General features: G+C 63.5%; 9 protein-coding genes, 1 tRNA gene and 2 pseudogenes. 10 read left to right on the top strand and 2 right to left on the bottom strand.

Annotated features, from left to right (window positions below; genetic code table 11):
• Positions 1 to 263: 263 nt before the first annotated feature.
• The 8 genes and pseudogenes from NG697_RS09505 to NG697_RS09470 form a co-directional block, all read left to right on the top strand.
• A pseudogene (locus tag NG697_RS09505) lies at positions 264 to 767 on the top strand (IS630 family transposase); the annotation flags it as partial.
• Between the two features lie 331 nt (positions 768 to 1,098).
• Positions 1,099 to 1,974: a MurR/RpiR family transcriptional regulator gene (locus NG697_RS09500; protein ID WP_252603498.1), complete on the top strand. Its 876-nt coding sequence runs from the start codon at positions 1,099 to 1,101 to the stop codon at positions 1,972 to 1,974.
• A gap of 39 nt (positions 1,975 to 2,013) precedes the next feature.
• Positions 2,014 to 4,170: an outer membrane protein assembly factor BamB family protein gene (locus NG697_RS09495; RefSeq protein WP_252603501.1), complete on the top strand. Its 2,157-nt coding sequence runs from the start codon at positions 2,014 to 2,016 to the stop codon at positions 4,168 to 4,170.
• Positions 4,167 to 5,120 carry a carbohydrate ABC transporter permease gene (locus tag NG697_RS09490; protein WP_252603503.1) on the top strand — a complete coding sequence of 318 codons (954 nt, stop codon included), beginning with the start codon at positions 4,167 to 4,169 and terminating at the stop codon, positions 5,118 to 5,120. Before NG697_RS09495 ends, NG697_RS09490 begins: the two co-directional genes overlap by 4 nt.
• Positions 5,117 to 5,947, top strand: a complete 831-nt coding sequence (locus NG697_RS09485; RefSeq protein WP_252603504.1) for a carbohydrate ABC transporter permease — start codon at positions 5,117 to 5,119, stop codon at positions 5,945 to 5,947. Before NG697_RS09490 ends, NG697_RS09485 begins: the two co-directional genes overlap by 4 nt.
• Before the next feature lie 59 nt (positions 5,948 to 6,006).
• The gene (locus NG697_RS09480) at positions 6,007 to 7,302 is read left to right on the top strand and encodes an extracellular solute-binding protein (protein WP_252603506.1); all 1,296 of its coding nucleotides are present in this window, start codon (positions 6,007 to 6,009) and stop codon (positions 7,300 to 7,302) included.
• Between the two features lie 2 nt (positions 7,303 to 7,304).
• Entirely contained in the window at positions 7,305 to 8,426 is a 1,122-nt protein-coding gene (locus NG697_RS09475) for an ABC transporter ATP-binding protein (RefSeq protein WP_252603509.1), read from the top strand.
• The gene (locus tag NG697_RS09470) at positions 8,423 to 9,037 is read left to right on the top strand and encodes an HAD family hydrolase (protein ID WP_252603511.1); all 615 of its coding nucleotides are present in this window, start codon (positions 8,423 to 8,425) and stop codon (positions 9,035 to 9,037) included. The genes NG697_RS09475 and NG697_RS09470 overlap by 4 nt, the downstream gene beginning before the upstream one ends.
• Positions 9,038 to 9,443: 406 nt before the next feature.
• On the opposite strand, the pseudogene NG697_RS09465 reads toward NG697_RS09470, so the two are convergent.
• Positions 9,444 to 9,843 (bottom strand): annotated as a pseudogene (locus NG697_RS09465) (transposase family protein); the annotation flags it as partial.
• Between NG697_RS09465 and NG697_RS09460 the strand changes: the two are divergent.
• Positions 9,827 to 10,369: a DUF4192 family protein gene (locus tag NG697_RS09460; RefSeq protein ID WP_509908523.1), complete on the top strand. Its 543-nt coding sequence runs from the start codon at positions 9,827 to 9,829 to the stop codon at positions 10,367 to 10,369. The pseudogene NG697_RS09465 and the gene NG697_RS09460 sit on opposite strands and share 17 nt — an antisense overlap.
• Positions 10,370 to 10,686: 317 nt before the next feature.
• On the opposite strand, the gene NG697_RS09455 is transcribed toward NG697_RS09460, so the two are convergent.
• Positions 10,687 to 10,768, bottom strand: a tRNA-Leu gene (locus NG697_RS09455).
• A 204-nt stretch (positions 10,769 to 10,972) separates the two neighbouring features.
• Here NG697_RS09455 and NG697_RS09450 point away from each other — a divergent pair.
• Positions 10,973 to 11,578, top strand: coding sequence for an ANTAR domain-containing response regulator (locus NG697_RS09450; RefSeq protein WP_056345656.1), 606 nt, complete (start codon positions 10,973 to 10,975; stop codon positions 11,576 to 11,578).
• The last annotated feature ends 57 nt before the right edge of the window (positions 11,579 to 11,635 follow it).

The raw sequence follows: 11,635 nt of genomic DNA, 5'->3' as shown, positions 1-11,635 counted from the left end.
GGCCACCGCAATGGCGGCCTTCACGCCAACCGCGCAACCGCTTCCCGCGGCTGCCTGACCAAAAAGAAACTACGCGACTGTCTCACATCCTTGACACACCTCAGATCAACCTCGGCCGAAACCTGGTCCTGCCCGCGCTCGTTAGGGACTTCCGGGCACACCCGCACGGCGCACTGAGTCTCCAGGCTTTGCATAACGATTTCACCTCCTCTTCACCCCTTCATGGTCCGATCGGCCGAAAGCCGCATGATCCCGGCTGCGTTCCTCAGATGCCTGGGACGCCCGAGAAACGAACCCACGACTACGTCAGGCACGGGACCACGACCTTGTTTGCCGCACTGAACACCGCGGATGGTTCCGTGATCTCCAGTCTTCACCGGAAGCACCGCGCCACCGAGTTCCGGAGCTTCCTGGTCAAGATAGACGCCCAGGTCCCCGAGGACCTGGACGTGCACCTGATCTGCGACAACTACCAAACCCACAAAACCCCGACTATCAGGAACTGGCTCCAGGCCCACCCGCGGTTCCACATCCATTTCACCCCCACCTACTCCTCCTGGCTGAACCAAGTCGAGCGCGGATTCGTCACCGAAGACCTCCTTCGCCGCAGCGACCACCGCAGCGTCCAGGCCCTCGAAGCCGACATTCGCAACTGGGTCAAAACATGGAACGAAAACCCCACACCATACATCTGGACCAAGACCGCTGAACAAATTCTCGAATCAATCGGCAGACTTCTGAAACGAACTTCAGGCGCAGGGAACTAGGTCAGCTTCGCAGCGGAGCAGTGTGGGGTTCCAGAAGGCCATGCCGAAGTGGCCTCGGCACGTGGCCAGTTGGGCAACGATGGCGGGGCAGCTTCCGCGCCGGAGAAGTGCTGTGCCTCCGCCACGTAAAGCCGCTCCAATGCCTCGTCTCCCAGTGAGTGGGCCCGCCACACCCGGAAGATGTGCCGCATTCTGTGGGCCGTTGCATGGATGCGCACTATTCCGGGCACAGCGTGAACGTAAATTTCACAGCTGACCATTTTGTGAAATGTTTTTTCTTCGTTTACCTCCGGTGTTCTCGCCCGTTGACTCAGCCACCTAACTTGAAGTTGTGAGCACGCAACAAATCAAAGTCCCCGCCAAGCACCAGACCCAGTTCCTTGAGTCCATCCGGGAAAACCTGGCCTCGTTTTCCGCCGTGGAGCTGCGTATCGCCCGTGCCATTCTGGGAGATCCGCAGAACATCATCAATCAGTCGATCGGCCAGTTCGCGGCTGAGGCAGGAGTTTCGTCCGCGTCCGCAGTACGGTTCTGCCAAAGCATGGGCCTGGCCGGTTTCCAGGCCCTCAAGCTGGTTCTGACCCGCGAGTCGCCGTCCGAAACTGTGCAGCTTGCCGATATCGAGGCCGATGACGATGAACGGACCGTTAGCCGCAAGGTGGTTCTCGGTTCGGCCGAGGCGTTACAGTCTGCCGCGGGGAACATTGACCACGGCAGCGTGGCAGAAGTTGCGGCCCGTATCGGCAGAGCACGCAGAACCCTGGTTTTGGGCATCGGCACGTCAGCTCCGTTGGCCGCGGATGTGGCGTATCGGCTTGCCTTGGTGGGAGTCGATGCTGTGTTTGTCGCCGATGCACATATCCAGAACATCATGGCCAGCCGCCTCACCCGGGAGGATGCCTGCCTGATCGTCAGCCATACGGGTTCCACCACGGAAACACTGGCAGCATCCCGTGCGGCGAAGGCAGCGGGGGCAGCGACGGTGGCGGTTACCAGCTTTACCGGAACACCGCTGACTGACCTCGTGGATCTGTCAGTGGTGGCGGGCAGTCAGGAAACGGCCTACCGGGTGGATGCCATGACCAGCCGTGTGGTGCACCTGGCTGTACTGGACGCCATCGTGGTTCTGCTGACCCATGGATCCCATCAGCGCATGGCCGCATTGTCCGCCAGCAACGACATCCTCTCCCAACTTCATCGCAGTTAGCGCAATTCCCAGAATATTCCGCTCAATCCTGGAGACCTCATGCCCACAATCATCACCGGCCGTGTCATCGCGGCAGAAGGAATGCCGCTTCCCGGCGTCGCCGTCACAAACGGTCGGGACGTCGTGGCCACCGGAGCGGACGGCACTTTCACTGTCGAAACCTTCGGCTCATTCATCACCCTGACCCGTCCCACCGGGTGGCATACGGACCACTGGTTCAGGCGGGTTCCCGCCAATGCCGGCAACAGCACGGAGCTCGTCTTCGAACTGCACGCCACGGAGCAATCCCTCCCGTACCAGTTCATGCACATCACCGATACGCATATCGACATGGCTCAGCCCGACCAGTGGGCTTTCGACAAAGGACGCCTGACAACGCCTGACCAGCTGAAGGAATTCATTCAGGACCTCCCTCAGCTTTCGCCGGCGAGCCGCTCCGTGATCGTCACCGGCGATCTGGTGGACCACGGATCTCCGGAGGAGTTTGCCGGTTTGCTGGATGCTGTGGCTGATGCCCAGGTTCCCGTCAACCTGGTTCCCGGGAACCACGACCACATGCACGCCGGACGGGCAGGGCGCATTTCCCGCAACAACTACATCGTCAACGATGGCGACCCGGGACTGTACGAGTCGTTGGTGGGCCCGCGGTGGTTCTCCTACGGTGTTGCCGGCCTGCACGTGGTGGTGATGGACTGGCACACGCACGAGCTCGGACTAGACCACACGGTCCAGGAGGAATGGCTCAGCAATGATCTCGCGGCCGCCGGGGACGATACCCCCTACATCCTGTGCATGCATGACCAGCCGGGGCATCCGGTCATGGACCGGCTCCCGCGGAAGCCGCTGGCCACCTTCTCCGGCCATTGGCACACGTCCCGGGTCGTGGACATCGACGGCGTCCTGCACGTCAACAGCCCCACCCCGTTTTTTGCCGGCCTGGACTATTCCCCGCCGATGTTCCGCGAAGTGGTGTGGGACGGCACGAGCCTGGAGCTGAACACCCGCACCATGCCGGCCCACTACCTGCACAACCCGGAACACGCGTTCGACGTCGACAAGGCCACCGTCGCAGGATATGACGCCAAATCCGGCAGTTCGCTGGTCCGCTGGCGCCATCAGCTGGCCGGTGCCGGCCACCGCGCCGGGCTCGCCCTGGCGGGGGACCAGATCTTTGCCGGCTCCCAGATTGAGGACCGCCCTGCCGGGACGGTAGAGGCGCTCGACGCTGAAAGCGGCCGGCTTCTGTGGTCGGCGCCCACCGGGTCCGCCGTCAAGACGCGTCCGGTCCTGGTTGGCGACGTCGTGGTGGTTGCCGAGGTCAACGGTGCGGTAGCGGGCCTGGCTGCCGGAACCGGTGAGCGGCTGTGGACGACGCCCTCCACGGACCCGTACCGGCGCTTCGCCTGGCAGTCACCAGTGGAATCGGCGGGCATCGTGGTGCTCGGCGACCAGAGCGACCTCCGCGCCCTGGACGCTGCCACCGGAGAGGTCCTGTGGCGGCGCACCGATCTGTCCCCCCACCACAACATCGTCACGCATTCCAGCCCCGCGATCGTGGGCACCATGGTGATGGTGGGGTTCTGGCCGACGCCGAACTCGCCGATCGCCGTCGACCTCCACACCGGGGAGTCTATCTGGCCCATGCCCCTACTGCAGGACGACCCGTGGGACGCCGCCCGGAACCTCCGGGTCACCGGGACCGCGGCCTACGACGCTGCGCAGGACAGCTTCCTGGTACCGGCGATCTCCAGCACGGCCAAGCTGGACCGGAAGACCGGCTCCGCGCAGTGGACCGTGCAGCATGAAGGCGGCTACAGCCCCTCCACCCCGGTCATCACCCCCGCCGGATACGTGGTCACCGTGACCGGCCGTGGTCTCCGCATGCTGGCCAAGGAGACCGGCGGGCAGCTGTGGGATGCAGCAGTGGATGGGCTGGCTCCGTTCCCCATGACGGCTTACCGCATGAAGGCAAACCCCGTCATGGCCGCCCCTGCCTACGAAGAGTCCAGCGAAACGCTGCTGCTGCCAGGGCTCGACGGCGTCATCCGCCGTTACGGACTGGACGGCACCCCGGCCGGGACGTACGACGTCGGGGTCCCCCTCGCAGCCCCGCTGGTCGCCGCCGGGGGCGGTAGCTACCTCACGGTGGGAGTCGACGGCGGGCTGCTCGCGCTTAATCTGGGAGCCGGATCATGAGCCTGCTGACGCGTTCGGCGGCGAAGGTCGCAGCCGCAACGCCGGCTCCCGGAGGCCGTACAGGCAAGCAGGCCCCCACTTCTGGATACTCCAGGCCGTCCCTGACGCCGTATCTGTTGCTGCTCCCCGCTCTGGCGGCCCTGTTGCTGTTCGTCTACGGGCCGGCCCTGTTGTCCCTGATCGGGAGCTTCTTCGTTATCCCGCTGTCCGGGGGTTCATGGAAGTACGCGGGCATCAATAATTACCTCAAGGTTTTTGCAGATCCGCTGATCCATCAGGCGGCGTGGAACACGCTGGTGTATTCGCTGGCCACGATCATCCCGTCCATTGTGCTGGGGCTGTTGCTGGCGTTGCTCATGGAAAAGATGGGCCGCGGGAGCTGGCTCGCCAAGACCGCCCTCATTCTGCCCATGACGGCGAACATGGTGGCCATGGCCGTGGTGTTCAAATGGATCTTCGCGTTCCAGGGCGGTTTCGCCAACCAGCTCCTCGGGATCGTCGGCCTCGCCCCGGTGAACTGGCTGGATGAAGCCGATACGTCATTGTTCACCGTTATTCTGCTGGGGCTGTGGCGGGCTACGTCCCTGTGCATGTTGCTGTTCATGGCAGGGCTGACCACCATCCCGTCCTCCATCCACGAAGCGACGGCCGTCGAAGGAATCCGGGGTTTCACCAAGCTGCGGACGGTCATCCTGCCGATGCTTCGGCCCACCGTGGTGTTCGTCACGGTCCTGTCCATCACCGGCGCCGTCCAGGTCTTTGAAATCGTCAACGTCATGACCAAGGGCGGCCCACTGGGAAGCTCGGAAACCGCCATGACCGCGGCCCACAAGGTGGGCTTCGAGTACTTCCGGATCGGCGAAGCATCCGCCATCTCCTTCATCCTGATCGCCCTGCTGCTTGCCGTCGGCATCATCGGACGTCCGCGGCGTACCAAGGAAACCCCATGACCAAACTGAACAAAGTCCACACAGCTTTGGCTACGACCCTCGGCATCCTCGCGGCGGCACTGGCACTGTTTCCCTTCTACTGGATGGTGCGGACGGCAGTGGCCCCCGCGGAGGGCCTGACAACCACGGGACTGAGCCTCATCCCCGTCGAATTCGACTTTTCAAACTTCACCCGGGCCTGGGACAAGGCGAACCTGGGCCAGGCCATGCTCAACGGCATCGCGGTGACGCTCGGCATCCTAGTCCTGCAGCTGTTGACCTGCATTCCGGCCGCCTACGCGCTGTCCAAGTTCCGGTTCCGCGGCGCCGGCCTCATCCTCGGCCTGGTGCTGGCCTGCCTCCTCATCCCGCACCAGGCCACCATGATCCCAACCTTCGTGGGGCTGAACCTGCTCGGCCTGGGCGATACACGGCTGGGCCTGGTGTTGCCGTTCGTCACGAGCGCCATCGGCATCTTCATGCTGCGCCAGCAGATGATGGCGGTGCCGGAGGCCATTATGGAGGCGGCAGAGACCGACGGGCTGGGCCCACTGCGGACCCTTGTCTCAGTGGTCGTGCCGATCTCGGCTCCGTCAATAGCCGCCTTCTCCATGCTGTCGATCTTCACCCACTGGAACGACTACCTTTGGCCGCTCCTGGTGGCACGTAGCCCGGCCATCATGACCCCGCCGCTCAGCCTCGCGATCTTCCAGAATGCCGACACCGGCTTCGACTATCCCGCACTCGCGGCCGCCGCCGCTATCGTGACCGCACCTGTGGTCATCCTCTTCCTCCTCGCCCAGCGTCACTTTGTCCGCGGTATGGCCGGCACCGAAGTCGCCGGCTGACTCCGTAACCCCTCCCCACCCCCATCTACAGACCTCCCAAATCACACGAAGGAATCCCCATGCGCCACAAAATCCTTGCCACCGCCGCGCTCGCCACCGTGACGGTCCTAAGCCTCTCGGCCTGCGGAGGTGCTGAGTCCGGCTCCGGCGGCTCTGTCGCCGCTGCAGCCGCCATCGACCAGTGCAAGCCGGAGGAAACCACCATCAAACTGGCGTTCGCCCCCCAGGGCACGCCCGCCGTCGACCACGCAAAGAAGGTCATGGAACAGAAGTTCCCCGGCCTCAAGATCGATGCCGTCGCCGCCCAGAGCGGTAACTATTCCGACCTCACCAAGCAGATCGTCGCGGATTCAGCAGTGGGTAAGCGGCCGGACCTGATCATGACGGGCCTGGGCCAGCTCCGGTTCTGGACCGACAGCTACAACCCCGCGCCGCTGGACCCTGCAACACTTCCTGAGGGTTACCAGAAGCAGTTCCTGACGGCCGGGGAAGTCAACGGCACCACCTACCTTGCACCGTTTCAGATCTCCACGCCCACCATGCTGGTCAACAAGAAGCTGCTGGCTGAAGCCGGCATTACCGATCCGGCGTCCATCAAGGATTTCGCAGCACTGGAGGAAGCCGCCAGGAAGGTCACCGAGAAGACCGGCAAGCCCAGCATCAACATCTCTTCGGATGATCTTCCGGACTGGTTCTCGCAGGCACTGGTGCAGTCCTCCGGCGAAAAGTACGTGGCCGAGGATGGGTCGTTCGGTTTTGACACCCCGAAGGGCCGCGAGGCCATCGGGCTGCTCTCGCGTCTGGCGGAGGACAAAGTGTCCCTGAATGTGCGCATGGATGACGGCCAGGCACAGTTTGTCGCCGGGAACCTCGCCTTCCATATGGCCACGACGTCCCGCATTGTGAAGGTTGCCAAGGAAGCTCCGAAGGACCTGGACTGGACGCCCATCGACCTTCCCGGACTCAACGGACCCGAGGGCGACCTGCCTGCGGGCGGCAATGGCTGGGTGGTCATCTCCGAGGACTCCTGCAAGGCAGCATTCTCCCAGGCAATGATCACTGAGATGCTCACCAAGGAGGCCTCGCTCCTGAGCAGCGGCAAGGACTACAGCTACATTCCGGTCAACAAGCTTGCCACCGAAGAGCTCCTCAAGGGAGAAAACATCGCTCCCCAGATGCGGTACGCGTGGACCTACGACAAGCCGCTGACGGTGTGGGGCGGTTTCGAAGGAGCCCAGACGGCCCAGATCATCAACACCGTGCGCACCATGATGGAGCAGCTTGCCACCGGAAAGCCGGCCGACGAGGTTGTGCCCGCCACAGCGAAGTCCATCAACTCCATGCTGGGTAAGTAACCATGACAGCGATTGAACTGACCAACATCACCAAGCGCTTCGGCGACGTGACGGCGCTCGACGGCGTCACTCTGTCCATCCGGGACAGGGAGAACCTCTCCATTTTGGGACCCTCGGGATCCGGCAAGTCCTCCCTGCTGCGGATCATCGCCGGGCTCGAACACCCTGACGAGGGCACCGTGGAACTGGACGGCAAGAACCAGGCGGGCGTGCCCGCCCACCAGCGCGACGTGTCGATCGTTTTCCAAAACTTCGCCCTGTATCCGCACCTGTCATCCCTGGGCAACATCACCCTGGGGCTGCGCCACGGCCTGGGCCTGTCCAAGCAGGAGGCGGAGAAGCGGGCACGCGAGGTTGCCTCCCGGATGCGAGTCGAGGAACTGCTTCACCGGCGCCCGAAGGCGATGTCGGGCGGCCAGCGCCAGCGTATTGCCCTGGCGCGCGCACTGGCCCGGCATGCCGGCGTCGTACTCCTCGACGAGCCCATGTCCGGACTCGATGCCCAGCTCCATATCTCGTTGCGCGCCGAAATCCACCAGCTCATCAGCCAGGAGGGCGCCACGGGCGTGACCGTCACCCATGACCAGCAGGACGCCATGTCCATGGCCGACCGCATTGCCGTGATGGACAACGGGCGCATCGTGCAGCTGGGCACTCCGGACGAGCTTTACGATTCTCCCGTCTCGGCCTTCGTTGCCGGGTTCATCGGAGCGCCGCCGATGAACCTCCTCTCCTCGGTCCGCTCGGAATCCGGGGCGCTGGAGACGGCCTACGGACGCGTGTCCACGGACGCCAGCAACGCAGGCCTGACGGGCAACGTTGTCTTGGGCGTCCGGCCTGAGGACGTCCGCCTTGGACGACCTGAGCGCGGCAACGCCTGGACTACGGAAGGCGAAGTGATCCTGATCGAGCCCAACGGCCCGCTCAGGACCGTTCATGTGGACCTGGGCGGCTCGGTGCTCCTCCTGTCCTGCCGCTCCGCTGAGCGCCCGCAGCTGCATTCCCGTGTTGGGGTGTGGTCTGATCCGGAGAAGATCCACGTTTTCCACGGCCCTGGCGGGCTCCAGGCGGGCATGGCCTCCGAACTGGGACTGACAGCCGCTGCATTGTCGGCCGCTGTATGAAATACCTTTTCGACTGGAACGGCACCATTGCCGACGACGCAGGCCGTGCCTGTGGTGCAACCAATGCGGCGTTGCGGCTGGTGGGAGGACAGGAGATCAGCCCGGATCAGTTTGATCGCAAGTTCATGCTGCCGATGGACGAGATGTTCCTGAAGCTTGGCGTTCGCGCCGGAGACGTGCCGGCCGCCATTGCGGAATGGAACGCGGCCATGGCTTCGCAGCCAGCGCCCCTTCGCGCCGGTACGGCGGGCTTTCTGGCCGAGCTCAATGCGGCCGGCGAGATGTGTGCGGTCATATCGGCGGCAGGGCCCGGGTACCTGCTGGCCGAACTGAGGACTTTTGACCTCGAGGACCGGTTCGGCGTCGTCGTTACTGAAGCCGCGGACAAAGCCCGGGTGCTGGCAGATCTCCGGGACGGCGGCGAAGCCCTGTACTTCGGCGACACAGAGTATGACATGCGCTGCGCCGCGGAAGCAGGCTGTGTCCCCGTGGGGGTGCTCAGCGGTTACTGCCCGGAAGAACGGCTTGTCGAGGCGGGAGCCGAACTGGTGGTGCGCGACTTCGGCGAGTTCAGGGCCACCGACCTGGGCTGCCGGTTGCTGGCTGTCTAAAAGCTGCGAAGCGGCGGGCCGTTCCTTTTGGGTGGCCCGTCGCTTGTGCTTCGCTTGTGCCCGGGGGAGGTAGCCGACGGGCGACCTCGAAAGCAGGGCTCGCACCCATGCTGTGGCCTTAGAGGGCAAGCTGGGCGGCGGTGACGCTTCCATCCATCCGGCAGGGACATCCGCGGCTTCAGCGACGGATCCGAAGTCTCGCCCCTGGTAGCCGAGCTTTGCGACGTCGACGCCGCAGAAGCGCCAAGCCGCGGAACTCGCGGCTGTTCCGCCCGCGTGATGGAGGAAAACAGATGCATGCCGAGCCCAGGGGCGCAATTTGATCAATTCCTATTGGATTCATTGGTCGTAGGCGATCAGCGAACGTTTTCGGGCTTGCCGGTCAGCCAGCTGTGCGACTCGTGGCGCTTGCCGCCGCGACCACGGTGCCCAGGGGGTTGCCATTGCCGTCGACCAGCAGGGAGCGTTTGGTGCCGGACTTGCCGCGGTCCACCGGGGACCGGGCCGCGGCCTCGCCGCCGCAGGGGGCTTTGACGATGCATCCGTTCACGGCCAGGTCCACGAATTCCATGCCGACGATGCGGTCATAGGCTTCCAGGCATAGCTGCTCGAGCTTTTCGAAGATTCCGGCGGCGATGTGCCCGTTCCCCGGTGCCGGACGGTGGTGGCCGAGCAGGTGCTTTCGGCGATCTTCTCGTAGGCGGCGCCGGGCACGAGGACCTGGACGAGCTTGACGAACACGATCGGTCCGGGACCTACGGCCGGTGGCAGCCGAGAGGGTGCCCGTCGATGACGGGCGAGACCAGGGCACGGGCGAAGACAACAACGTTGTGCTGGAGACGGAGGGAAACTTGCGTGAAATCAATGCAGAGCCTGAACGTCGAGGGTGTCAGGGACCGGGCCCGGACGCTTTGGACGGAAATGCTGGCCGGAAAATCCTTTCCGACCGACGAGCAAATCATCAGCCTGATCGCGAGCCTCCAGTTCCCCACCATTCGGGATCAACTCATGGCGGACATCCCCGGAATCGACGAACCCATGAACCGTGTCCTCCTGGCCCAGACGAACAGCAACCCGCACTGGTCCCGGGTCAAGTGGGCAGAGCAGGTGCTGCTGCACGCATACACACGCAGCAGCACCAGACACTCCGCCCCAATCCTCACCGCCATCGCCTTCATCAACTGGTGGGAAGGCAGAGGCAGCAAGGCCCACCAGTTCCTGCAACTCGCCCTCGAAGCCGACCCCGGCTACCACCTGGGCAGGCTCAGCGAGCTCATGATCTGCTCCGGATCAGTTGCCATGTCATGCCGTTCCCCCCGCATTCCTGCATGAACAGGTATCAGAGCGGAAAATCCAGACCGGCCGCAACCCTGGGTCGATCTAAAAAATAATCAGCAGGTCATGTTGTAGGCGGTTCTAGCCACCATGAAGTGGTGAACGCGAAAACCCAACGGAAGGACGAAGGAGGATGAGCTCCCAGAAGAGGCCCCACGGGGCGGCACCCGGTCCGCCGTAGTCAGCCGCTCCCCCACACAACCGAATACGCCTTCCGGGACCCCACACACCCGGAACATCAGATCAGAGGCAAGAGTGTGGACACTGTCCACACGAAGAAACACCAAAAAAGCCCCTGACCTGCGGAAACACTGTGCCCGAGGTGGGACTCGAACCCACACACCTTTCGATACCGCATTTTGAGTGCGGCGCGTCTGCCAATTCCGCCACTCGGGCGCGGAATACGCTGTGCAAACCGGTACGCCCACAGCTGATTGTGAGCAACGCGATCGCTTCACGTACGCGGAATTACTCTACATGCAGATAGGCTGAATTCCAGAATCGCGCCGCTGACGCCGCAATAGACCATGCAGATCAAACTACGGCCGCGGGCGCACCTAAGATGGTGATGTTCCCGCCGTACCTTTCCAAGGAGATCCCGTGACTGAACAAACGGAGTCAAAACCCACGTCCCAGCCGGCGCGCCGCGTCATTGTGGCCGAGGATGAAACCCTCATCCGACTCGACATCATCGAGATCCTGCGCGGCGAAGGCTATGACGTGGTGGGCGAAGCAGACAACGGCGAGAAGGCCGTGCAGCTCGCCGAGGAACTCAAGCCGGACCTCGTCCTGATGGACGTCAAGATGCCGATTATGGATGGCATCACCGCAGCCGAGAAGATCGTCAAGGCCCGCATCGCCCCCGTGGTCCTTTTGACGGCTTTCAGCCAGAAGGAACTTGTGGAGCGCGCCCGCGATGCCGGCGCCATGGCCTACGTGGTCAAGCCCTTCACCCCGGCCGACCTCATCCCGGCCCTGGAAATTGCGCTCTCCCGCCACGAGGAAATCAAGGCCCTCGAAAGCGAAGTATCGGACCTGCAGGAGCAGTTCGCCACCCGCAAGCTCGTCGAGCGCGCCAAGAGCCTGCTGACCACCAAGATGGGCCTGACGGAGCCGGAGGCTTTCCGCTGGATCCAGAAGACCTCCATGGACCGCCGCCTCAGCATGCGCGAGGTTGCCGAAACCATTATCAACCAGGTCAACTAAAAGATTCTGGATTGAGCCTGTCGGGATTTCGACAAGCTCAATCACCGGACAAGCACA

The sequence above is a fragment of the Pseudarthrobacter raffinosi genome, assembly GCF_023913835.1.
In the GTDB taxonomy this organism is placed as follows: Bacteria; Actinomycetota; Actinomycetes; order Actinomycetales; family Micrococcaceae; genus Arthrobacter; species Arthrobacter raffinosi.
This window is presented reverse-complemented; position numbering and strand designations above follow the sequence as displayed.